The 21,219-nt window shown below is 71.0% G+C and carries 21 protein-coding genes; 12 read left to right on the top strand and 9 right to left on the bottom strand.

Annotated features, from left to right (window positions below; all coding sequences use genetic code 11):
- Positions 1 to 601: 601 nt before the first annotated feature.
- The 5 genes from acs (at position 602) to A4E84_RS44675 (ending at position 6,074) form a co-directional block, all read left to right on the top strand.
- Positions 602 to 2,557, top strand: coding sequence for an acetate--CoA ligase (acs, locus tag A4E84_RS22375; protein ID WP_062928295.1), 1,956 nt, complete (start codon positions 602 to 604; stop codon positions 2,555 to 2,557).
- A gap of 221 nt (positions 2,558 to 2,778) precedes the next feature.
- On the top strand, positions 2,779 to 4,215 hold the full coding sequence (gene nhaA / locus A4E84_RS22370; RefSeq protein WP_062928294.1) for a Na+/H+ antiporter NhaA: 1,437 nt from the start codon (positions 2,779 to 2,781) through the stop codon (positions 4,213 to 4,215).
- A 119-nt stretch (positions 4,216 to 4,334) separates the two neighbouring features.
- Positions 4,335 to 4,823: a phage holin family protein gene (locus A4E84_RS22365; protein ID WP_062928293.1), complete on the top strand. Its 489-nt coding sequence runs from the start codon at positions 4,335 to 4,337 to the stop codon at positions 4,821 to 4,823.
- Positions 4,820 to 5,758, top strand: a complete 939-nt coding sequence (locus A4E84_RS22360) for an alpha/beta fold hydrolase (protein ID WP_062928292.1) — start codon at positions 4,820 to 4,822, stop codon at positions 5,756 to 5,758. The genes A4E84_RS22365 and A4E84_RS22360 overlap by 4 nt, the downstream gene beginning before the upstream one ends.
- Before the next feature lie 133 nt (positions 5,759 to 5,891).
- Entirely contained in the window at positions 5,892 to 6,074 is a 183-nt protein-coding gene (locus A4E84_RS44675; RefSeq protein WP_079129072.1) for a hypothetical protein, read from the top strand.
- A 51-nt stretch (positions 6,075 to 6,125) separates the two neighbouring features.
- Here the strand turns inward: A4E84_RS44675 and A4E84_RS22355 are convergent, their stop codons facing one another.
- From A4E84_RS22355 to nth, 3 genes are all read right to left on the bottom strand, one after another.
- The gene (locus tag A4E84_RS22355) at positions 6,126 to 7,325 is read right to left on the bottom strand and encodes a MarP family serine protease (protein WP_062931559.1); all 1,200 of its coding nucleotides are present in this window, start codon (positions 7,323 to 7,325) and stop codon (positions 6,126 to 6,128) included.
- A gap of 13 nt (positions 7,326 to 7,338) precedes the next feature.
- Complete coding sequence (locus A4E84_RS22350) at positions 7,339 to 8,034, bottom strand: NUDIX hydrolase (protein ID WP_062931558.1); 696 nt, start codon at positions 8,032 to 8,034, stop codon at positions 7,339 to 7,341.
- Between the two features lie 157 nt (positions 8,035 to 8,191).
- Complete coding sequence (gene nth, locus A4E84_RS22345; protein ID WP_062928291.1) at positions 8,192 to 9,070, bottom strand: endonuclease III; 879 nt, start codon at positions 9,068 to 9,070, stop codon at positions 8,192 to 8,194.
- Between nth and A4E84_RS22340 the strand changes: the two genes are divergently transcribed.
- The 3 genes from A4E84_RS22340 to A4E84_RS22330 all read left to right on the top strand — a co-directional run bounded on the left by A4E84_RS22340 (position 9,048) and on the right by A4E84_RS22330 (position 11,327).
- Positions 9,048 to 9,407: a hypothetical protein gene (locus A4E84_RS22340; RefSeq protein ID WP_062928290.1), complete on the top strand. Its 360-nt coding sequence runs from the start codon at positions 9,048 to 9,050 to the stop codon at positions 9,405 to 9,407. The two genes, nth and A4E84_RS22340, sit on opposite strands and share 23 nt — an antisense overlap.
- Before the next feature lie 262 nt (positions 9,408 to 9,669).
- Entirely contained in the window at positions 9,670 to 10,344 is a 675-nt protein-coding gene (locus A4E84_RS22335) for a Crp/Fnr family transcriptional regulator (protein ID WP_020129286.1), read from the top strand.
- Positions 10,345 to 10,505: 161 nt separating this feature from the next.
- Positions 10,506 to 11,327 carry a nucleotidyltransferase domain-containing protein gene (locus A4E84_RS22330; RefSeq protein WP_062928289.1) on the top strand — a complete coding sequence of 274 codons (822 nt, stop codon included), beginning with the start codon at positions 10,506 to 10,508 and terminating at the stop codon, positions 11,325 to 11,327.
- 26 nt (positions 11,328 to 11,353) lie between these two features.
- Here A4E84_RS22330 and A4E84_RS22325 read toward each other — a convergent pair whose 3' ends face one another.
- From A4E84_RS22325 to A4E84_RS42365, 4 genes are all read right to left on the bottom strand, one after another.
- Positions 11,354 to 12,184 (bottom strand): MBL fold metallo-hydrolase, encoded by an 831-nt coding sequence (locus A4E84_RS22325; protein ID WP_062928288.1) that lies wholly within the window; start codon positions 12,182 to 12,184, stop codon positions 11,354 to 11,356.
- Positions 12,181 to 13,050, bottom strand: a complete 870-nt coding sequence (locus A4E84_RS22320; RefSeq protein WP_062928287.1) for an NUDIX hydrolase — start codon at positions 13,048 to 13,050, stop codon at positions 12,181 to 12,183. The genes A4E84_RS22325 and A4E84_RS22320 overlap by 4 nt, the downstream gene beginning before the upstream one ends.
- 106 nt (positions 13,051 to 13,156) lie before the next feature.
- Entirely contained in the window at positions 13,157 to 13,618 is a 462-nt protein-coding gene (locus A4E84_RS22315; RefSeq protein WP_031115991.1) for a RidA family protein, read from the bottom strand.
- The gene (locus tag A4E84_RS42365) at positions 13,618 to 13,776 is read right to left on the bottom strand and encodes a DUF4177 domain-containing protein (RefSeq protein ID WP_097218487.1); all 159 of its coding nucleotides are present in this window, start codon (positions 13,774 to 13,776) and stop codon (positions 13,618 to 13,620) included. Before A4E84_RS42365 ends, A4E84_RS22315 begins: the two co-directional genes overlap by 1 nt.
- Positions 13,777 to 13,883: 107 nt before the next feature.
- On the opposite strand from A4E84_RS42365, the gene bagA reads away from it, so the two are divergent.
- Positions 13,884 to 14,861, top strand: a complete 978-nt coding sequence (gene bagA / locus A4E84_RS22310; RefSeq protein WP_062928286.1) for an ATPase BagA — start codon at positions 13,884 to 13,886, stop codon at positions 14,859 to 14,861.
- A gap of 61 nt (positions 14,862 to 14,922) precedes the next feature.
- Positions 14,923 to 16,296 carry an ATPase BagB gene (bagB, locus tag A4E84_RS22305; protein WP_062928285.1) on the top strand — a complete coding sequence of 458 codons (1,374 nt, stop codon included), beginning with the start codon at positions 14,923 to 14,925 and terminating at the stop codon, positions 16,294 to 16,296.
- 113 nt (positions 16,297 to 16,409) lie between these two features.
- Here the strand turns inward: bagB and wblA are convergent, their stop codons facing one another.
- The gene (gene wblA, locus A4E84_RS22300) at positions 16,410 to 16,748 is read right to left on the bottom strand and encodes a transcriptional regulator WblA (protein ID WP_030846174.1); all 339 of its coding nucleotides are present in this window, start codon (positions 16,746 to 16,748) and stop codon (positions 16,410 to 16,412) included.
- A gap of 408 nt (positions 16,749 to 17,156) precedes the next feature.
- Between wblA and A4E84_RS22295 the strand changes: the two genes are divergently transcribed.
- Positions 17,157 to 19,451 carry a transglycosylase domain-containing protein gene (locus A4E84_RS22295; protein ID WP_062928284.1) on the top strand — a complete coding sequence of 765 codons (2,295 nt, stop codon included), beginning with the start codon at positions 17,157 to 17,159 and terminating at the stop codon, positions 19,449 to 19,451.
- 152 nt (positions 19,452 to 19,603) lie between these two features.
- Here the strand turns inward: A4E84_RS22295 and A4E84_RS22290 are convergent, their stop codons facing one another.
- Positions 19,604 to 20,068: a GatB/YqeY domain-containing protein gene (locus A4E84_RS22290; RefSeq protein ID WP_062928283.1), complete on the bottom strand. Its 465-nt coding sequence runs from the start codon at positions 20,066 to 20,068 to the stop codon at positions 19,604 to 19,606.
- Between the two features lie 135 nt (positions 20,069 to 20,203).
- Here A4E84_RS22290 and A4E84_RS22285 point away from each other — a divergent pair, with 135 nt between their 5' ends.
- Complete coding sequence (locus A4E84_RS22285) at positions 20,204 to 21,145, top strand: metallophosphoesterase (protein ID WP_062928282.1); 942 nt, start codon at positions 20,204 to 20,206, stop codon at positions 21,143 to 21,145.
- Positions 21,146 to 21,219 lie beyond the last annotated feature (74 nt).

Below are 21,219 nucleotides of genomic sequence, written 5' to 3'. Positions count from 1 at the left end.
GGCAATTTGCCGGTGGTGGTCCGATCGGGAGCCCGGCAAGTGCGGTGGTGGTCCGGTGAAGCGGGCGGGCGGCAGTCGGCCAGGACCGTCCGGTGCGGCGACCACCCCGGCAGGCTGCCGGGCCTCGCCTTACCGGACCGCCGCAGCCGTCTGCCGACCGCCCGCCAACCGCACGCCTCCCGCAGGCTTTCGACGGTCGCTGCGCCGGGGCCGGGCGGCCCCGTGACGGACGTCACCCGACCACCCGCCACCCCGCCCCGCCCCGGGCCGGCCCGGCCGCACGCCGACCACCCACCCCCCGTCACCCCGTCACCCCGTCACCCCGTCACCCCATCACCCCGTCACCCCGTCACCCCGTCACCCCGTCACCAACCTCACGCGAACACGCCACGACTCCCCTCCGCCCCTCCGAGTCCAGGTGACGGGCAGCAGACGCAGTGAACTTTCCCTGGTCGGCGTCCGTGGGTACGGATGACCCCGCTCCCCGACAGCACCGCCCGACAGGTCTAAACCAATCGGCGGTCGGCCCTTGTCATCGCACCCCCGGGTCTGATGAGCTGTGGCTTGGGACACAACGGACACCCTGGGAAAGGCAGATGCCGTGAGCAACGAAAGCCTGGCCAACCTGCTCAAGGAAGAGCGCAGGTTCGCACCCCCCGCCGACCTGGCCGCGAACGCCAACGTCACGGCGGAGGCGTATGAACAGGCCAAGGCTGACAGGCTCGGCTTCTGGGCCGAGCAGGCCCGTCGGCTGACCTGGGCCAAGGAGCCCACCGAGACGCTCGACTGGTCGAACCCGCCGTTCGCCAAGTGGTTCAAGGACGGCGAGCTCAACGTCGCCTACAACTGCGTCGACCGGCACGTCGAGGCCGGGCACGGCGACCGGGTCGCCATCCACTTCGAGGGCGAGCCCGGCGACAGCCGTGCCGTCACCTACGCAGAGCTCAAGGACGAGGTCTCCAAGGCCGCCAACGCGCTGCTGGAGCTGGGAGTCCAGGCGGGCGACCGGGTCGCCGTCTACATGCCGATGATCCCCGAGACGGCGATCGCGATGCTGGCCTGCGCCCGGATCGGCGCCGCCCACTCGGTCGTCTTCGGCGGCTTCTCCTCGGACGCGCTCGCCACCCGCATCCAGGATGCCGACGCGCGCGTGATCATCACTTCCGACGGCGGCTACCGTCGCGGCAAGCCGTCCGCGCTCAAGCCGGCCGTGGACGAGGCCGTCGAGAAGGCGGGCATCGTCGAGCACGTCCTGGTCGTGCGCCGCACGGGCCAGGAGGTCGCCTTCACCGAGGGCCGCGACGTGTGGTGGCACGACCTGGTCGGACGGCAGAGCACCGAGCACACCCCGCAGGCCTTCAACGCCGAGCACCCGCTGTTCATCCTCTACACCTCGGGCACCACGGGTAAGCCGAAGGGCATCCTGCACACCTCCGGCGGCTACCTCACGCAGACCGCCTACACGCACCACGCCGTCTTCGACCTCAAGCCGGAGACGGACGTGTACTGGTGCACGGCCGACGTCGGCTGGGTCACCGGCCACTCGTACATCGTCTACGGCCCGCTCGCCAACGGCGCGACGCAGGTCATGTACGAGGGCACGCCCGACACCCCGCACCAGGGCCGCTTCTGGGAGATCGTGCAGAAGTACGGCGTGACGATCCTCTACACCGCGCCGACGGCGATCCGTACGTTCATGAAGTGGGGCGACGACATCCCCGCCAAGTTCGACCTGTCCAGCCTGCGTGTGCTGGGCTCGGTGGGCGAGCCGATCAACCCCGAGGCGTGGATCTGGTACCGCAAGAACATCGGCGGCGACCGCACCCCGGTCGTCGACACCTGGTGGCAGACCGAGACCGGCTCGATGATGATCACCCCGCTGCCGGGCGTGACCGCGACCAAGCCCGGCTCCGCGCAGACACCGCTGCCCGGCATCGCCGCGACGGTCGTCGACGACGAGGCGGGCGAGGTGCCCAACGGCGGTGGCGGCTACCTGGTGCTGACCGAGCCGTGGCCGTCGATGCTGCGCACCATCTGGGGCGACGACCAGCGGTTCATCGACACGTACTGGTCGCGTTTCGAGGGCAAGTACTTCGCCGGTGACGGCGCCAAGAAGGACGACGACGGCGACATCTGGCTGCTCGGCCGGGTCGACGACGTCATGCTCGTCTCCGGGCACAACATCTCCACCACCGAGGTGGAGTCGGCCCTGGTCTCCCACCCCTCGGTCGCCGAGGCGGCCGTGGTCGGCGCGGCGGACGAGACGACCGGGCAGGCGATCGTCGCGTTCGTGATCCTGCGCGGTACGGCCTCCGAGACCGAGACGCTGGTCGGCGAGCTGCGTGCCCACGTCGGCAACACCCTCGGCCCGATCGCCAAGCCCAAGCGGATCCTGCCGGTGGCCGAGCTGCCCAAGACCCGCTCCGGCAAGATCATGCGCCGGCTGCTGCGGGACGTCGCCGAGAACCGCCAGCTCGGTGACGTCACCACGCTGACCGACTCCACGGTCATGGACCTCATTCAGGCCAAGCTGCCCGCCGCGCCCAGCGAGGACTGATCGCGGCACCGGCATGACGGAGCTGACCGAGGGCACCCCTCAGCGGGTGCGCTCGGTCAGGGCACACAGGCCGCCCTCCGTCAGCTCGCCCCGGCGGTGAGGACCACCGGGTGCGCCCGGCCGTACGGTTACCTAAACTAAGCAAAACAAGTACTCCATGGTGCGCCGGGAAGTCTGGTCGGCAGGTGCTTCCCCCTGCCCATCGACCGGAGGTCTCCCCTGTGACCGCGCCCCGCCCCACCACCGCCCGCAAGGTCCTCGGCCGGCTGTCGCTTCCCGAGCGGACCTATGTGGCCAACGCGCTGCGCACCGAGACCGTCGGCGGGGTGCTGCTGCTCGTCGCCGCGGTCACCGCGCTGCTCTGGGCGAACATCCCCGCGCTGCGCGACAGCTACGAGAGCGTCTCCCACTTCCACATCGGCCCCGCCGCCCTCGGCCTCGACCTGTCCGTCGCGCACTGGGCCGCCGACGGGCTGCTGGCGATCTTCTTCTTCGTCGCCGGGATCGAACTCAAGCGGGAACTCGTGGCGGGCGACCTGCGCGACCCGAAGGCCGCCGCGCTGCCGGTCGTCGCCGCCCTGTGCGGCATGGTCGTACCGGCGCTCGTCTACACCGTCACCGCCGTCGCCGGTGGTGGCTCCCTGGTCGGCTGGGCCGTGCCGACCGCCACCGACATCGCCTTCGCGCTCGCCGTGCTCGCCGTCATCGGCACCTCCCTGCCCAGCGCACTGCGGGCCTTCCTGCTCACGCTCGCCGTCGTCGACGACCTCTTCGCGATCCTGATCATCGCCGTCTTCTTCACCGCCGACCTGAACTTCGCCGCGCTCGGCGGCTCCGTCGCCGGGCTGCTGCTCTTCTGGCTGCTGCTGCGCGCGGGCGTCCGCGGGTGGTACGTGTACGTGCCGCTCGCCCTCGTCGTCTGGGCGCTGATGTACAACAGCGGCATCCACGCCACCGTCGCCGGTGTCGCCATGGGCCTGATGCTGCGCTGCCACCGCCGCGAGGGGGAGGACCGCTCCCCCGGCGAGCGCATCGAGCACCTCGTGCGGCCGCTGTCGGCGGGGCTGGCGGTGCCGTTGTTCGCCTTGTTCAGCGCGGGTGTCGTGGTGTCGGGCGGGGCGCTCGCCGACGTGTTCACCCGGCCCGAGACCCTCGGCGTCGTCCTCGGTCTCGTCGTCGGCAAGACGGTCGGCATCTTCGGCGGGACGTGGCTGGCGGCCCGTTTCACCCGCGCCTCGCTCAGCGACGACCTCGCCTGGGCGGACGTGCTCGCGGTGGCCAGTCTCGCCGGCATCGGCTTCACCGTGTCGCTGCTCATCGGTGAACTCGCCTTCGAGGGCGATCAGGCGATGACCAACGAGGTCAAGGCCGCAGTCCTGCTGGGCTCGCTCATCGCCGCGACACTCGCGACCGTTCTGCTGAAGTTGCGGAACGCCAAGTACCGCCGGCTGTGGGCGGACGAGGAGCGCGACGAGGACGCCGACGGCGTCCCGGACGTCTACGAGGAGGACGATCCCGCCTACCACTTGCGGCTCGCCACCATCTACGAGCGCAAGGCCGCCGAGCACCGCCGGATCGCCCGGGAGAAGGAGGCCGCGCGCCACGGGCTTGCCGAAGTACCGGGCGGGGCAGGCGAGGACCACGACCGTCCGGCATGATCTGACGAGACGGTACAAAAGACGGGACCGTACGCAGTCGGACCGTGCCCGGCCGGACGACTGTGGCGGGTCAGGACAAGACGCGGACAACGGACCGTACGCAGAAGAGGGAGACCGCGATGAGCGCACCCGACGGCAGCCCGGTCGGCGCCGAACGCAGCATCGGCCAGCTGTTCGCCTCGGCGACAGCGGAAATGTCGGCGCTGGTGCACGACGAGATCGCCCTGGCGAAGGCGCAGCTCAGGCAGGACGTGAAGCGGGGCGCGACCAGCGGCGGTGCCTTCTCGGCGGCCGGCGCGGTGCTGATCTTCTCCCTGCCGATGCTGAACTTCGCGCTGGCGTACGGCATCCGCACCTGGAGCGACTGGAACCTCGCGGTCTGCTTCCTGCTGTCGTTCGCGGCGAACGTGCTGGTCGCGCTCGTCCTCGCGCTGGTCGGCATCGTCTTCGCGAAGAAGGCCAAGAAGAGCAAGGGCCCGCAGAAGGTCGCCGCCTCGATGAAGGAGAGCGCGGTCGTGCTGCAGAAGGCCAAGCCGCACCCGCGTCCGGAGCTCCCGCAGGACCGGGTCCCGGAGGCCATCGAGGCTGTGGCACGCTCGTCCTCATGACGGACCCCGACACACCCTCGGCACCACCGGCTCCGGCCGTCCTGCTCGACGGCCCCTGGAGCCACCGCGACGTCGCCGCCAACGGCGCCCGCTTCCACATCGCCGAGCTGGGCGACGGGCCGCTGGTGCTGCTGCTGCACGGCTTCCCGCAGTTCTGGTGGACATGGCGGCACCAGCTGGTGGCGCTCGCCGACGCGGGTTTCCGGGCCGTCGCCATGGACCTGCGGGGCGTCGGCGGCAGCGACCGCACGCCGCGGGGCTACGACCCCGCCAACCTCGCGCTCGACGTCACCGGCGTCATCCGCTCCCTCGGCGAGCCGGATGCCGCGCTGGTCGGCCACGACCTGGGCGGATACCTCGCGTGGACGGCGGCGGCGATGCGCCCCAAGCTGGTGCGTCGGCTGGCGGTCTCGTCCATGCCGCACCCGCGGCGCTGGCGCTCGGCCATGCTGAGAGACGTCAAGCAGAGCCGCGCCGGTTCACACATCTGGGGGTTTCAGCGGCCCTGGATCCCTGAGCGGCAGCTGACCGCCGACGACGGGGCGCTCGTGGCGGAGCTGATCCAGGAGTGGTCCGGGCCGCGCCCGCCCGAGGACGAGGCGCTGGAGACGTACCGCCGTGCCATGTGCATCCCCTCGGCGGCGCACTGCGCGGTCGAGCCGTACCGCTGGATGGTGCGCTCCCTGGCCCGCCCGGACGGCATCCAGTTCAACCGGCGGATGAAGCGGCCGGTGCGCGTGCCGACCCTCCATCTGCACGGCTCCCTCGACCCCGTGATGCGCACGCGCAGCGCCGCCGGGTCCGGCGAGTACGTCGAAGCCCCCTACCGCTGGCGTCTGTTCGACGGCCTGGGCCACTTCCCGCACGAGGAGGACCCGGTCGCGTTCTCCTCGGAGCTCATCAACTGGCTGCGGGATCCCGAACCCGACCGGTGACCGGCCGGCCCCGCCCCGCCCCGCCACCGGCACGTGAACGCCTGTCCTACGAACGGCCACTTGCCCGGCGCATAGGCCAATTGGACGCTCCGGGCGCGGTTATCGACCATGGGGCGGGGGCACACGTCGGGGTATGGGCTGGACGCACGACTACAGTGACGCAACCCGCAATCGCCGCTCGGCGAGCGGTACGAACCCCCACCAGCGAAGCGGCGCACCGCAGATGGTGACCGCGGATCCCAGGGTGGGGATCCCGCGCATCCTCCGCCGCCGGGCCCGCTGGGTCTCCGTACGTCTGCGCCACACACGCGACTGAGGCGTCACTCGCGCGAGTGACGCCCCGACACCTGCCGCCCCGGCACCGCGCCTAGAGCGCGCAGCTGTCGCTTCCCACCTGCTGGTTGGCGGTGCGCCCCTTGGTGATGTCCTCCTGGATCTCGTCCACGGTCAGCGCGTACCCGGTCTCGGCGTCGTCGAGGGACTTGGCGAACACCACGCCGTAGACCTTGCCGTCGGGGGTGAGCAGCGGGCCGCCGGAGTTGCCCTGGCGGACGGTCGCGAAGAGGGAGTAGACGTCGCGGCGGACGGTGCCGCGGTGGTAGATGTCCGGGCCGTTGGCCGAGATGCGGCCCCGCACGCGGGCGGCCCGCACGTCGTAGGCCCCGTTCTCCGGGAAGCCCGCGACGATCGCGCTGTCGCCGCTGACCGCGTCCTTATCGGTGAACCGCAGCACGGGCGCCTTGAGGTTCGGCACGTCGAGGACGGCGATGTCGCGCCGCCAGTCGTAGAGCACGACCTTGGCGTCGTACTTCCTGCCCTCGCCGCCTATCTGCACGGTCGGCTCGTCGACTCCGCCCACCACGTGCGCGTTGGTCATGACGCGGCGGTCGGAGAAGACGAAGCCGGTGCCCTCCAGGACCTTGCCGCAGCTCGGGGCCGTACCCATGACCTTGACGATGGAACGCTGGGCGCGGGTCGCCACCGGGCTGTTCGCCAGGGCCGGGTCGGGCGGCCGGACGTCGGTGATCGGCTCGTTCGAGAAGGGGCTGAAGACCTGCGGGAAGCCGTTCTGCGCGAGGACGGACGAGAAGTCCGCGAACCAGGTGGCCGCTTGGTCCGGCAGGGCCTGCGAGACGCCCAGCAGCACCTTGGAGTTGCGGACCTCCTTGCCGAGCGTGGGCAGGGTCGTGCCCGCGAGGGCCGAGCCGATCAGCCAGGCGACCAGGAGCATCGCCACGACGTTGACCAGGGCGCCGCCGGTGGCGTCGAGGGCACGGGCCGGGGACCAGGTGATGTGCCGGCGCAGCTTGTTGCCGAGGTGGGTGGTGAGGGCCTGGCCGACGGAGGCGCAGACGATGACGACGACGACCGCGACGACGGCGGCGGTCGTGTTCACCTCCGCGTTGTCCGTCAGCGCGTCCCAGATGACGGGCAGCACGTACACCGCGACGAGGCCGCCGCCCAGGAAGCCGATCACCGACAGGATGCCGACGACGAACCCCTGGCGGTACCCCACGACCGCGAACCACACGGCGGCGACCAGCAACAAGATGTCCAGCACGTTCACGGAGGCCACCCTGTCATGCGCGCCAGTCGAGCGGGACCTGCTTCTCCCGGTCCCAGGGCCGCTCCCAGCCCGCGAAGTGCAGCAGCCGGTCGATGATTCCGGCCGTGAAACCCCAGACAAGGGCTGATTCGACCAGAAATGCCGGACCTCGGTGGCCACTGGGGTGGACGGTGGTCGCCCGGTTCGCGGGATCCGTGAGATCCACCACGGGCACGGTGAAGACCCTGGCGGTCTCGTTGGGATCGACCACCCCGACCGGGCTCGGCTCCCGCCACCAGCCCAGCACGGGTGTGACCACGAAGCTGCTGACCGGGATGTAGAGCCGGGGCAGGACGCCGAAGAGCTGGACGCCGGAGGGATCGAGGCCGGTCTCCTCCTCCGCCTCGCGCAGGGCGGCCCGCAGCGGGCCGTCACCGGACGGGTCGCCGTCCTCAGGGTCGAGGGCGCCGCCCGGGAAGGAGGGCTGGCCGGCGTGCGAGCGCAGGGAGGTCGCACGCTCCATGAGCAGCAGCTCCGGCCCACGCGTGCCCTCGCCGAACAGGACCAGCACGGCGGACTGCCGCCCGCCGCCGTCCTCCGGCGGCAGGAAGCGGCTCAGCTGCGTCGGCCGGACGGTCTCCACGGCGTGCACCACCGGGTCCAGCCAGCCGGGCAGCCCTTCCTTGCTCAGCACCACCGGGCCGTCCTGTGTGTCGCTCGCGCGCGTCATCGCCACCCCCGTCGTCCTGCCGCATCCAACGCGCGACGGCCCCGAGATCGTTCCGCGAGCGCCCGGGGTCCCCTGAACGGGCGGCGCGTCAGGCTCTCAGGGGGGCGCGTCGGGCCGCTCGGGCGGCGGACCGGATGTTTCGGGCGAGCCGGGCGGCTCATCCGGCCCCCAGCGGCGGCGCCGGTGTGCCGCCCGCGTCCAGGTAGGCCTGCGGCGGCTTCAGGCGCTGGCCGGGGAAGCCGCCCTTCTCGTACTTGAGGAGCTTCTTCGCCTTCTCCGGGTCGGTCTCGCCCTCGCCGTACGCCGGGCAGAGCGGGGCGATCGGGCAGGCGCCGCACGCGGGCTTGCGGGCGTGGCAGATGCGGCGGCCGTGCCAGATCACGTGGTGCGAGAGGTCCGTCCAGTCGCTCTTCGGGAAGAGCGCGCCGACGGCGGCCTCGATCTTGTCCGGGTCGCTCTCGCCGGTCCACCGCCAGCGGCGCACCAGGCGCTGGAAGTGCGTGTCCACGGTGATGCCGGGGCGGCCGAAGGCGTTGCCCAGCACGACGAACGCGGTCTTGCGGCCGACGCCGGGCAGCTTGACGAGGTCCTCAAGACGGCCGGGCACCTCACCGCCGAAGTCCTCGACCAAGGCCTTCGACAGTCCTATGACCGACTTCGTCTTGGCCCGGAAGAAGCCGCACGGGCGGAGGATCTCCTCCACCTCCTCGGGGTTGGCGGCGGCCAGGTCCTCCGGGGTCGGGTACTTCGCGAAGAGGGAGGGTGTCGTCTGGTTGACGCGCAGGTCGGTCGTCTGGGCGGACAGGACCGTGGCGACGACGAGTTGGAACGGGTTCTCGAAGTCCAGCTCGGGGTGCGCGTACGGAAAGACCTCGGCGAGCTCGCGGTTGATACGGCGGGCCCGGCGGACCAAGGCGGTGGGCGACTCGTCGCCCGGCGGGTGGACGACGGCCTTGGCGGGGGCGGTGCCCTTGAGGCGGGCGGTGGCCTTCTTGGGCGCGACCGCGACCTTCTTGGCCGCGGGCGCCTTCTTCACGGCAGCGCCCTTCGCGGCCTTCTTGGAAGCGGACGTCTTCGAGGCGGACGTCTTCGAGCCACTCGCCTTCGAAGCACTCACCTTCGAAGCAGTCGCCTTCGAGGCGGACGTCTTCGAGCCACTCGCCTTCGAGGCACTCGCCTTCGAAGCAGTCGCCTTCGAAGCAGCCCTCTTCGTGGACGCGGCCTGCTTAACGGGCGCGGCCTGCTTAACGGGCGCGGCCTTCTTAACGGGCGCGGCCTCCTTCGCGGACGCGGCCCTCACCGGCTCCGTCTTGTTCTGTTTCGCCGTTTTCCTACCGCCATCGGGGCTCTGTTCGCCCATAGCGGAATCGTGACGTACAACCACCCGCGCAGCCCCCTCGGCCTGTGCTCTCACCGGCGATTTGGACACCCGGCCAGCCTAAGGCCCGGCACAGACATCCGCCCCGGCCCCTGAAGATCGGCGCCCAATTGGACCCCTGCCGCGTACCCCGGGACACGTGTGCGGCATCCTTGTGACAGATCACACTGTTTGGACCGCCCGACAAAATGGGCACCACGGTCCCTCGGTACACGGGGGAGCAAGACCCCCTGAGCAGGTCGACAAGGAGAGAACTCGTGGACGACGTTCTGCGGCGCAATCCGCTCTTCGCGGCGCTCGATGACGAGCAGGCCGCGGAGCTCCGCGCCTCCATGAGTGAGGTGACCCTCGCCCGCGGTGACTCGCTGTTCCATGAGGGCGACCCCGGAGACCGCCTGTACGTGGTCACGGAGGGCAAGGTGAAGCTCCACCGCACCTCCCCCGACGGCCGCGAGAACATGCTGGCCGTGGTCGGCCCCAGCGAGCTCATCGGCGAGCTGTCGCTGTTCGACCCGGGCCCGCGCACCGCGACCGCCACGGCACTGACCGAGGTCAAGCTGCTCGGCCTCGGCCACGGCGACCTCCAGCCCTGGCTGAACGCCCGCCCGGAGGTGGCCACGGCGCTCCTGCGTGCCGTCGCGCGCCGGCTGCGCAAGACCAACGACGCGATGTCCGACCTCGTCTTCTCGGACGTCCCGGGCCGCGTCGCCCGCGCCCTGCTCGACCTGTCGCGCCGGTTCGGCGTGCAGTCCGAGGAGGGCATCCACGTCGTGCACGACCTCACGCAGGAAGAGCTGGCCCAGCTGGTCGGCGCGTCCCGCGAGACGGTCAACAAGGCCCTCGCGGACTTCGCCCAGCGCGGCTGGCTCCGCCTGGAGGCCCGCGCGGTGATCCTCCTGGACGTGGAACGCCTCGCCAAGCGCTCACGCTGACCCGCGCCTGACCGCACAGCTGGCCGTACGTCATCGGGCCCCGTCTCCTCACGAGACGGGGCCCGACGTCGTCAAGAGAATCGTCAAGAAAGTCGTCAACGAAGTCGTCAAGGAAGCGGAAAGCGCGCCCCCGGCGGCCCTGCGCGCGGCACCGTGAGCGCATGACCGGCAACACCGTCCGCCGCCCCGGACTCGACGCGCGGGGCTTCCTCACCCGGGAGGGCTCCCTCGCGCGCGTGTCCCCGGCCTTCCGTCCGGTCGTCACCGCGACGCGCGAACGGCTGACCGACGTGTTCGGGCACCGGCTGCACAGCGCCTACCTCTACGGGTCGATACCGCGCGGCACCGCGCGCGTGGGCCGCAGCGACCTCGACCTGCTGCTCGCCCTGCACCAGGAGCCGACCGGGGCGGACCGGTACGACGCCCGGGCGCTCGGCGTCGCCCTGGACGAGGAGTTCGGGCAGATCGACGGGCACGGCACCCTGCTGTTCAGCCGGGCGCGGCTGCTGAGCGACCTGGAGAGGTACGACCTGGGGTGGTTCGTCGCCTGCCTGTGCACACCGCTGTTGGGCGAGGACCTGGCCGCGTACCTGCCGCGCTACCGCCCCGACTCGTTGCTCGCCCGCGAGACCAACGGCGATCTGACCCTCCTCCTGCCGCGCTGGCGCCGGCGGATCGCCGAGGCGGGCGACACGGAGGAGGCCCTCCGGCCCCTGGTGCGCTTCATGTCCCGGCACCTGGTCCGTACGGGCTTCACGCTCGTCATGCCCCGCTGGCACGGCTGGACCAGCGACCTGCACGAGATGGCCGAGGTCTTCGCCGGGTTCTACCCCGAGCGTGGCGAGCAGCTGCGGGCCGCGGCCGCCCTGGGGCTGGAGCCGGCCGGGGACGCCGCCGTGCTCGCGGCGTACGTCGGCGATCTCGGACCCTGGCTCGCCGGGGAGTACGCGCGCGTGCACGGCGTCAAGACGCCCCGCCCCTGAGGGCCCCGGCCGCGTCCGCGGCGGGCCTAGATGAGCCCGTGTTCCTCCAGATAGTCCATCTGCGCCCGCACCGACAGTTCCGCAGCCGGCCACAGGGAGCGGTCCACGTCCGCGTAGACGTGCGCCACGACCGCGGGCGGGGTGCGGTAGCCGTCCTCGACGGCCGTCTCCACCTGGGCGAGGCGGGTGGCGCGGTGGGCGAGGTAGTACTCGACGACGCCCTGGGCGTCGTCCAGGACGGGGCCGTGGCCCGGCAGGACCGTGTGGACGCCGTCGTCGACCGTGAGGGAGCGCAGGCGGCGCAGGGAGTCCAGGTAGTCACCGAGACGCCCGTCGGGGTGGGCCACGACCGTCGTGCCGCGGCCGAGGACCGTGTCGCCGGTGAGGACCGCCCGGTCGGCCGGGAGGTGGAAGCAGAGGGAGTCGGAGGTGTGGCCGGGGGTGGGTACGACGCGCAGCTCCAGACCGCCGGTGGTGATGACGTCCCCGGCGGCCAGGCCCTCCTCGCCCAGCCGCAGTGCCGGGTCGAGGGCACGCACGCGCGTGCCGGTCAGTTCGGCGAACCGGGCGGCGCCCTCCGCGTGGTCGGGGTGGCCGTGGGTCAGCAGGGTCAGCGCGACACGCTTGCCCGCCTGCTCGGCCGTGGCGACGACCCGGCGCAGGTGCCCGTCGTCCAGCGGACCCGGGTCGACCACCACGGCCAGGTCCGAGCCGGGCTCGGAGAGGATCCAGGTGTTCGTGCCGTCCAGGGTCATCGCCGAGGCGTTGGGGGCCAGGACGTTCACGGCCCGCGCGGTGGCGGGCCCCGAGAGGACCCCTCCGCGGGGCTGGCCGGGAAGGGCGGCTGCGTCCGTCATGCGGTGGCTCCACCGGTCGCGATGTGCTTGGTGAACTCGTCGTGGCCCGGCCAGGAGAGCACGATCTCCCCGTCCACCAGGCGGGCGGTGGCCAGGACGGGCGTGAGGTCACGCCCCGGGGCGGCTTCGAGTGCCCCCGCGGCCGTCCCGTATGCCGTCAGCTGGCGCAGGGTCGCGATCGTCGGCGGCATCATCAGCAGCTCGCCCTGGTCGTACCCGGCCGCTGCCTCGCTCGGGGCGATCCACACCGTACGGTCCGCCTCCGTGGAGGCGTTGCGGGTGCGCTGTCCCTCGGGGAGCGCGGCCACGAAGAACCAGGTGTCGTAGCGGCGGGACTCGAACTCCGGGGTGATCCAGCGGGTCCAGGCACCGAGCAGGTCGGAGCGCAGGACCAGGCCGCGGCGGTCCAGGAACTCCGCGAAGGACAGGTCCCGGGCGACCAGCGCGGCCCGGTCGGCCTCCCAGTCGGCTCCCGTGGTGTCACCGACGACCGCGTCGGCGGCCGGCCCGGCGAGCAGCACGCCCGCCTCCTCGTACGTCTCACGTACGGCCGCGCAGACGATCGCCTGGGCCGCCGTCTCGTCGACGCCGAGCCGGTCCGCCCACCACGCGCGCGTGGGGCCCGCCCAGCGGACGTGGTGGTCGTCGTCACGCGGATCGACACCGCCGCCCGGATACGCGTACGCGCCTCCGGCGAAGGCCATGGAGGCGCGTCTGCGCAGCATGTGGACGGCCGTGCCACTGCCGGTGTCCTTCAGGAGCATGACGGTGGCCGCGCGCTTCGGGGTCACCGGGGTGAGGGTGCCGGCCGCGAGTGCGCGGATGCGGTCCGGCCACTCCGGGGGATACCACTGACCGTTCGCCATGGGCGCGAGGCTATCCCGTGACGGGTGGATGTTCGAGTGGCCCCGGGGACGGAATCCGCAGCTGGGGCCATCGAAGAGGGCGGGGTACGGGGTGCGCGGCCGGGTGCTACGCGAGCTCCACCTGGATCTCGACCTCGACCGGTGCGTCCAGCGGCAGCACCGCCACGCCCACCGCGCTGCGCGCGTGCACGCCCTTGTCGCCGAGGACCTCGCCGAGCAGCTCGCTCGCGCCGTTCAGCACCGCGGGCTGGCCCGTGAAGTCCGAGGCCGAGGCCACGAAGCCGACGACCTTCACCACGCGCGCGATGCGGTCCAGGTCACCGGCGACGGATTTCACGGCGGCCAGGGCGTTCAGCGCACACGTGCGTGCCAGCTCCTTGGCCTCCTCCGGGGTGACCTCGGCGCCGACCTTGCCGGTGACGGGAAGCTTGCCGTCCACCATCGGGAGCTGCCCGGCGGTGTAGACGTACGGGCCGGACTGCACGGCCGGCTGGTACGCGGCGAGCGGCGGGACCACGTCGGGCAGGCTCAGGCCGAGCTCGGCCAGCTTGGCCTCCACGGCGCCCACTACTGCTTCTCCCGCTTCAGGTAGGCGACGAGCTGCTCGGGGTTGTTCGGCCCGGGCACGACCTGGACGAGCTCCCAGCCGTCCTCGCCCCAGGTGTCCAGAATCTGCTTCGTGGCGTGGACGAGCAGCGGCACGGTTGAGTATTCCCACTTGGTCATGCGGCCGACTCTAGCCGCTGGCGGGCAGGGGCTACGCGGCCCACCACCGCACCGGTTATCCACAGCCTCCCGCGTAGCCCGGGCACGAACTGGTTAGGCTCGAATACGTGAGCAGGCTCCAGGTCGTCAGCGGCAAGGGCGGTACCGGCAAGACCACGGTGGCCGCGGCCCTAGCGCTGGCCCTGGCCACGGAGGGGAAGCGGACGCTTCTCGTCGAGGTCGAGGGCCGTCAGGGCATCGCGCAGCTCTTCGAAACGGAAGCGCTGCCTTATGAGGAACGGAAAATCGCGGTAGCACCCGGGGGCGGGGAGGTGTACGCACTCGCCATCGACCCCGAACTGGCCCTTCTGGACTACCTCCAGATGTTCTACAAGCTGGGCAGCGCCGGACGGGCCCTGAAGAAGCTCGGCGCGATCGACTTCGCCACCACCATCGCGCCCGGCCTCAGGGACGTCCTCCTGACCGGCAAGGCGTGCGAGGCCGTGCGCCGCAAGGAGCGCAGCGGGCGGTTCGTCTACGACTACGTCGTCATGGACGCCCCGCCGACCGGGCGGATCACGCGCTTCCTGAACGTGAACGACGAGGTCGCGGGTCTCGCGAAGATCGGCCCGATACACAATCAGGCGCAGGCCGTGATGCGGGTGCTGAAGTCGCCCGAGACGGCCGTGCACCTGGTGACGCTGCTGGAGGAGATGCCCGTCCAGGAGACCGTGGACGGCATCGCCGAGCTGCGTTCGGCCCGGCTGCCGGTGGGGCGGATCATCGTGAACATGGTCCGGCCGGAGGTGTTGGACGAGACCGACCTGGAACTCCTGCGGACGGTCCCGCGTTCCACTGTCGCGCGGTCCCTGTCGTCCGCGGGGCTCGGCGGGGCGCGGCGCGGCGGGCACGCCGAGCGGCTGGTGGACCCGCTGCTCACGCAGGCCGAGGAGTACGCCGAGCGGTACACGCTGGAGCACGAGCAGCGCGCGGTCCTGGCCGAGCTGGGCCTGCCGCTGCACGAACTGCCGCTGTTCGCCGAGGGCATGGACCTGGCGGGGCTGTACGAGCTGGCCCGTGAGCTGCGCGAGCAGGGCGTGTCATGAGCCAGGACGGACAGGCAAGGCCCGCAAGGCCCGTCATGATGAGTCGGAAGCAGGGGATGTCATGAGTCGTCCGGACCCGGCCCACCACCGTCTGTCGCCGGCGCGTCTGCTCGACGTCGATCCGCTGCTGGAGGATCCGAAGACCAGGATCGTGGTCTGCTGCGGCTCGGGCGGGGTCGGCAAGACCACGACCGCGGCGGCCCTGGGCCTGCGCGCCGCCGAGCGGGGCCGCAAGGTGGTCGTCCTGACCATCGACCCGGCTCGCCGGCTCGCCCAGTCCATGGGCATCGACTCGCTGGACAACACCCCGCGCCGGGTGAAGGGCATCGACGACTCCGCGGGCGGCGAGCTGCACGCGATGATGCTCGACATGAAGCGCACCTTCGACGAGATCGTCGAGGCGCACGCGGACCGCGAGCGGGCGGCCGCCATCCTGGGCAACCCCTTCTACCAGTCGCTCTCGGCGGGCTTCGCGGGCACGCAGGAGTACATGGCGATGGAGAAGCTCGGGCAGCTGCGCGCCCGGGACGAGTGGGACCTGATCGTCGTGGACACGCCGCCGTCCCGCTCGGCGCTGGACTTCCTGGACGCGCCCAAGCGGCTCGGCTCGTTCCTGGACGGCCGGCTGATCCGGCTGCTGACGGCACCGGCGAAGCTGGGCGGCCGGGCCGGGATGAAGTTCCTGAACGTCGGGATGTCGATGATGACCGGCACCCTCGGCAAGCTGCTCGGCGGTCAGCTCCTCAAGGACGTCCAGACGTTCGTGTCCGCGATGGACACGACCTTCGGCGGCTTTCGCACCCGCGCGGACGCGACGTACAAGCTGCTCCAGGCGCCCGGCACGGCGTTCCTCGTGGTCGCGGCGCCGGAGCGGGACGCACTGCGCGAGGCCGCGTACTTCGTGGAACGCCTGGCAGCCGAGAACATGCCGCTCGCCGGTCTGGTGCTCAACCGGGTGCACGGCAGCGGCGCCGGCCGGCTGTCGGCCGAGCGGGCGCTCGCCGCCGCGGAAAATCTTGAAGAGCCCCGCATTGTGGATCAGGAGGGCGGGAAAGCAGTACTTCGTAACTCCCCCGACGCACAGGACAGTTCAGACTCTCCCACGCCCGGAACACCAGCTGGGGCTCCGGCATCGGCTCCCGAGGGTGGCTCCCCCACCGAAGACGCCGAGGACACCGAGCGGTCCGTCGACCAGCTCACGGCAGGCCTGCTGAGGTTGCACGCCGATCGTATGCAGCTGCTCTCCCGTGAGCAGCGCACGCGTGACCGCTTCACCGCGCTGCACCCCGAGGTGGCCGTGACGGAAGTGGCCGCACTGCCCGGCGACGTGCACGACCTCACGGGACTGCGCACCATCGGCGACCGGCTCGCGGCCGACGAGCGCGAGCTGCCCGACCCCGCCGACCGGCCGGAACCGCCCGAGGCGACTGCCTGAGGGCAACCCGGCGAGGGCGCAGGGCGCCTGAGCCACGGCCACGCACTCGCTGGTGATGGCGAAGGGCCCGGAAGGGGCCCTCAGAGACCTGGGGAGCTCCCGAGAGGGACTCCTCAGCTCACCGCCGCGTAGTTCTCGTAGATCTCGTCGTCGTCGAGGGGCAGTACACCGCACCCCCGCTCGTACTCCGTGCGCGCCGTCTCCAGCAGCCGGCGCCAGGAGGTCACCGTGGGACGCCTGCGCAGCAGTGCGCGGCGCTCCCGCTCCGTCATGCCTCCCCACACACCGAACTCGACGCGGTTGTCGAGCGCGTCGGCCAGGCACTCCGTGCGCACCGGGCAACCGGTGCACACCGCCTTGGCCCTGTTCTGCGCTGCTCCTTGAACGAACAGTTCATCCGGATCGGTAGTGCGGCAGGCCGCCTGCGCACTCCAGTCGACTACCCAGCCCATACCGGCGCCGTCCTCTCCCGAATCGAGGCTCCCCCACGGCGGCAGCGGCATATTCACCGCCGCCAGTTGAGGACGTTACGGAAGGTGGGCACAGCGCAACACCCCCTTCGGGCCCAATCTTGAATGGCCCGAACGGACTATGGGTAAGCGGCAGATCACCCGGGGGAGTGAGCGGGCGGCATACGTAACTTTCCCGGCAAACCGGGACAGTTCAGCTGCGTCACAACGGACGCCGCATGACACACAAGGCGGATTCGGACACGGCCCCACCAAAAAAGTTGGGGAACACCCAGAACGATTCGGGGTCGCCGGACGTATTGATACGTGACCTCACTGCTGTGACAGTTGAGAGCAGCTTAGGCCAAGGCCTATACGCCTGTCCGGCGAATGAGAACGTAGGCTGCCCTCATGCCAAACAAGCGCTCGGGCGGTGGTCTGTCTCCCACGCAGCAGGCCGCCAAGTTCCTCGGTGTCAGTGTCCTCGCGGGAGCCGTGCTGGCCGGCATCGCGCTCCCGGCGGTGGGCGCGCTGGGACTCGCGGCCAAGGGATCGGTCGAGAGCTTCGACGAGCTCCCGGCCAACATGAAGACCCCGCCGCTGAGTCAGCGCACCACGATCCTCGACGCCGACGGCGGCCAGATCGCCACGGTCTACTCGCGCGACCGCACGGTGGTCCCCCTCAAGGACATCTCGCCCTACATGCAGAAGGCGATCGTCGCGATCGAGGACTCGCGCTTCTACCAGCACGGCGCGGTCGACCTGAAGGGCGTCCTGCGCGCCCTCAACAAGAACGCGCAGACCGGCGGGGTCTCCGAGGGCGCCTCCACCCTGACGCAGCAGTACGTGAAGAACGTCTTCGTCGAGGAGGCGGGCAACGACCCGACCAAGGTCGCGCAGGCCACGCAGCAGACCATCGGCCGCAAGATCCGCGAGCTCAAGTACGCGATCCAGGTCGAGGAGGAGCTGGGCAAGAAGAAGATCCTCGAGAACTACCTGAACATCACGTTCTTCGGCCAGCAGGCCTACGGCGTCGAGGCCGCGGCCCGGCGCTACTTCTCCAAGTCCGCCAAGGACCTCAGCCTGGAGCAGGCGGCCCTGCTCGCCGGCATCGTCCAGTCGCCCAGCCGGTACGACCCGGTCAACGACGAGACGGAGGCCACCAAGCGCCGCAACACCGTGCTGCAGCGCATGGCCGCCGTCGGCGACATCTCCAGGGCGCAGGCCGCCGACGCGATGAAGGCGCCGCTCGGCCTGAAGGTCAGCAAGCCCAAGAACGGCTGCATCACGGCGGTCAAGGGCGCGGGCTTCTTCTGCGACTACGTGCGCGAGGTCTTCCTGACCGACCCGGTCTTCGGCAAGACCAAGGAGCAGCGCGCGAAGATCTGGAACCGAGGCGGTCTCACCATCCGCACCACCTTGGACCCGCAGGCCCAGAAGGCGGCGCAGGCCTCCATCAAGGACCACGTCTACCAGAGTGACGACGTGGCCACCGCCGCCACCCTCGTCCAGCCCGGCACCGGCAAGATTGTCGCCATGGGCCAGTCGCGTCCCTACGGCGTGAACACCAAGAAGGGCGAGACGACCCTCAACCTGTCCGTCGACGGCGACATGGGCGGCGGCATGGGTTACCAGCCCGGTTCGACGTTCAAGCCGATCGTGGCCGCCGCCGCCATCGAGGACGGCATGCCGGCGAACAAGGTGTACTCGTCGCCGTACCAGATGCCGTACCCGAGCCCGGTCTCGGCCTGTGACGGCAAGCGGTGGGTGAACGACCGCAACAAGCCGGCCAAGCTGGAGAACGAGAACTCCTCCGAGGTCGGCCCGTACGACATGCGGGAGGCGACCGCCAAGTCGGTCAACACCTACTACGTGCAGATGATCAGCGATATCGGCATCTGCCCGGTGACGACGATGGCGAAGAAGATGGGCGTCGTGCGGGCCGACGGCGACAAGATGCCCCAGGTGCCCTCCATCGCCCTCGGCACCCAGGAGATGTCCCCGCTGACCATGGCGAACGCGTACGCGACCTTCGCCTCGCGCGGGATGTACTGCACGCCGGTCGCCATCGAGTCGGTCAGCCGGCGGGTCGGTGCCAAGACCTCGTCGCTGGAGGTGCCGAAGTCGACCTGCTCGCGCGCCATGTCGGAGAACACCGCCGACACGATCAACACGCTGCTGAAGGGCGTCGTCGAGGACGGTACGGGTAAGAAGGCCGGCCTCGGCAGCCGTCCCAGCGCCGGCAAGACCGGTACGACGGACGAGCGCTACGCGGCCTGGTTCGTGGGCTACACGCCGAACATGGCCGGCGCGGTCTGGGTCGGCGACCCCGCGCACAAGCGCAAGATGGTCGGCATCACCATCGGCGGCCGGTCGTACGGCAAGGTCTTCGGTGGCGAGGTCCCCGGCCCGATCTGGGGCGACATGATGTCCGGCGCGCTGGAGGGCAAGCCCGTCGAGAACTTCAACACCGTCCACATCCCCGACAGCAAGCCGCGGGACCGCGGTGACGGGGACGAGGACGGCGGCGGCGGCCGCGACGACGGTGGCAACGGCGACGACGTCATCGGCGGCCTGGTCGGCGGAAACAACAACGGCGGAGGCGGCGGCGAGCCCTTCCCGACACCCTCGTTCTCCATCCCGGAGGGGTTCTTCCGGGGCCAGAGCAATGGCGGCGGCAACGGCAACGGCGGCCGGTTCGGCTGAGCCGCCGGTGTTCCGTCACACCGCCGGTTCGGCTGAATCGGCGGTGTGACGGAACGGAGACGGCCCCTTCCTACCCGCGTGGGTGGGAAGGGGCCGTCGTCGTCCGGTTGAACGGTCAGCCGGTCGGCAGCACGTTCGGGCCGACCACCAGGTCAGCCGGCCAGCAGCTTCTTCACCGCGGCGGCGACGCGGCCGCCCTCGGCCTGCCCGGCCACCTTCGGGTTCACGATCTTCATGACCGCGCCCATGGCCCGCGGCCCCTCGGCACCGGCCGCCTTCGCCTCCTCGACGGCCTGGGCGACGATCTCCTGAAGCTGCTCGTCCGACAGCTGCTGCGGCAGGTACGCGGCGAGGATCTCGCCCTCCGCCTTCTCCCGCTCGGCCTGCTCGGTACGGCCACCCTGCGCGAAGGCGTCGGCCGCCTCACGCCGCTTCTTCGCCTCCCGGGTGATCACCTTCTGCACCTCGTCGTCGGAGAGCACGCGCTTCTCCTTGCCCGCGACCTCCTCCTTGGTGATCGCGGCGAGCGTCAGCCGGAGCGTCGAGGAGCGCAGCTCGTCGCGCTCCTTGATCGCAACGTTGAGGTCATCCTGCAGCTTCGACTTGAGCGTGGTCATGGGGCCGATTGTCGCAGGTGCGGGAGGAAGAGCGCCCCTTCATTTAAGGGGGCACGGCCGAAGGGCCGGTGCGCTCAGGGGATTTCGGGCGCCGGCCGGGCACGGGCGACGCCCGGGGTCTGACACGATGGTCGTATGCGCGCGCGATACGGAGTCCCCCTGGGAATCGCGGCGGCTGGCGCCGCCGGTCTGTTGTACGCGGCGGGCTTCGAGGCCCGCTCCTTCCGCCTGCGCCGGGTCACCGTCCCGGTCCTGCCCCCGGGAATGCGCCCCCTGCGTGTGCTGCAGGTCTCCGACATCCACATGGTCGGGGGCCAGCGCAAGAAGCAGCGCTGGCTGCGGTCGCTGGCGGGCCTGCGCCCCGACTTCGTGATCAACACGGGCGACAACCTGTCCGACCCGGAGGGCGTCCCCGAGGTCCTGGATGCACTCGGCCCCCTGATGGAGTTCCCGGGCGCGTACGTCTTCGGCTCCAACGACTACTACGGCCCCAAGCTGCGCAACCCCGCCCGCTACCTGTTCGAGAAGGCCCAGGGCCGCCACGGGCTCAACGGCAACGCGCCGGCCGAGGGCGTGGTGCACAACCCGTGGGAGGACCTGCGGGACGGCTTCGACGCGGCGGGCTGGCTCAACCTGACCAACTCGCGTGGCGAGCTCAAGCTCGAGGGCGTCTCGGTGGAGCTCACGGGCCTGGACGATCCGCACATCAAGCGGGACCGCTACGCGCAGGTGGCCGGCGGCCCGTCCGAGGCGGCGGACTTCTCCATGGGCGTCGTACACGCCCCCTACCTGCGCACCCTGGACGCCTTCACGGCCGACGCCTACCCCCTGATCCTGGCCGGCCACACCCACGGCGGCCAGCTGTGCATCCCCTTCTACGGCGCCCTGGTCACCAACTGCGACCTGGACACGGACCGGGTGAAGGGTCTGTCCCAGCACCGGGCGGAGGGCAATACGTCGTACCTGCACGTGTCGGCGGGCTGCGGCACGAACCGCTACACGCCGGTACGGTTCGCGTGCCCGCCGGAGGCCACGTTGCTGACGTTGGTCGGGCGCGACGAGGACCCGCGAGGGTAACGCAGAGGGCCCGGGCGGGACTGGTCGGGCTGGTCGGGACCGGGCGGGACTGGTCGGGCTGGTCGGGACCGAGG

This window comes from Streptomyces qaidamensis, from assembly GCF_001611795.1.
Lineage (GTDB): Bacteria > Actinomycetota > Actinomycetes > Streptomycetales > Streptomycetaceae > Streptomyces > Streptomyces qaidamensis.
Note: the sequence above shows the minus strand (reverse complement) of the source record. Positions and strands in the feature narration are given on the sequence as shown.

Coding starts and splice junctions, on each gene's coding strand:
- A4E84_RS44675 (WP_079129072.1), top strand. CDS start 5,892: ATGGGCTGGACGCACGACTACAGTGACGCAACCCGCAATCGCCGCTCG.
- A4E84_RS22360 (WP_062928292.1), top strand. CDS start 4,820: ATGACGGACCCCGACACACCCTCGGCACCACCGGCTCCGGCCGTCCTG.
- A4E84_RS22330 (WP_062928289.1), top strand. CDS start 10,506: ATGACCGGCAACACCGTCCGCCGCCCCGGACTCGACGCGCGGGGCTTC.
- A4E84_RS22290 (WP_062928283.1), bottom strand. CDS start 20,068: ATGACCACGCTCAAGTCGAAGCTGCAGGATGACCTCAACGTTGCGATC.
- A4E84_RS22295 (WP_062928284.1), top strand. CDS start 17,157: ATGCCAAACAAGCGCTCGGGCGGTGGTCTGTCTCCCACGCAGCAGGCC.
- A4E84_RS22285 (WP_062928282.1), top strand. CDS start 20,204: ATGCGCGCGCGATACGGAGTCCCCCTGGGAATCGCGGCGGCTGGCGCC.
- A4E84_RS22325 (WP_062928288.1), bottom strand. CDS start 12,184: ATGACGGACGCAGCCGCCCTTCCCGGCCAGCCCCGCGGAGGGGTCCTC.
- wblA (WP_030846174.1), bottom strand. CDS start 16,748: ATGGGCTGGGTAGTCGACTGGAGTGCGCAGGCGGCCTGCCGCACTACC.
- A4E84_RS22365 (WP_062928293.1), top strand. CDS start 4,335: ATGAGCGCACCCGACGGCAGCCCGGTCGGCGCCGAACGCAGCATCGGC.
- A4E84_RS42365 (WP_097218487.1), bottom strand. CDS start 13,776: ATGACCAAGTGGGAATACTCAACCGTGCCGCTGCTCGTCCACGCCACG.
- A4E84_RS22350 (WP_062931558.1), bottom strand. CDS start 8,034: ATGACGCGCGCGAGCGACACACAGGACGGCCCGGTGGTGCTGAGCAAG.
- A4E84_RS22320 (WP_062928287.1), bottom strand. CDS start 13,050: ATGGCGAACGGTCAGTGGTATCCCCCGGAGTGGCCGGACCGCATCCGC.
- bagB (WP_062928285.1), top strand. CDS start 14,923: ATGAGTCGTCCGGACCCGGCCCACCACCGTCTGTCGCCGGCGCGTCTG.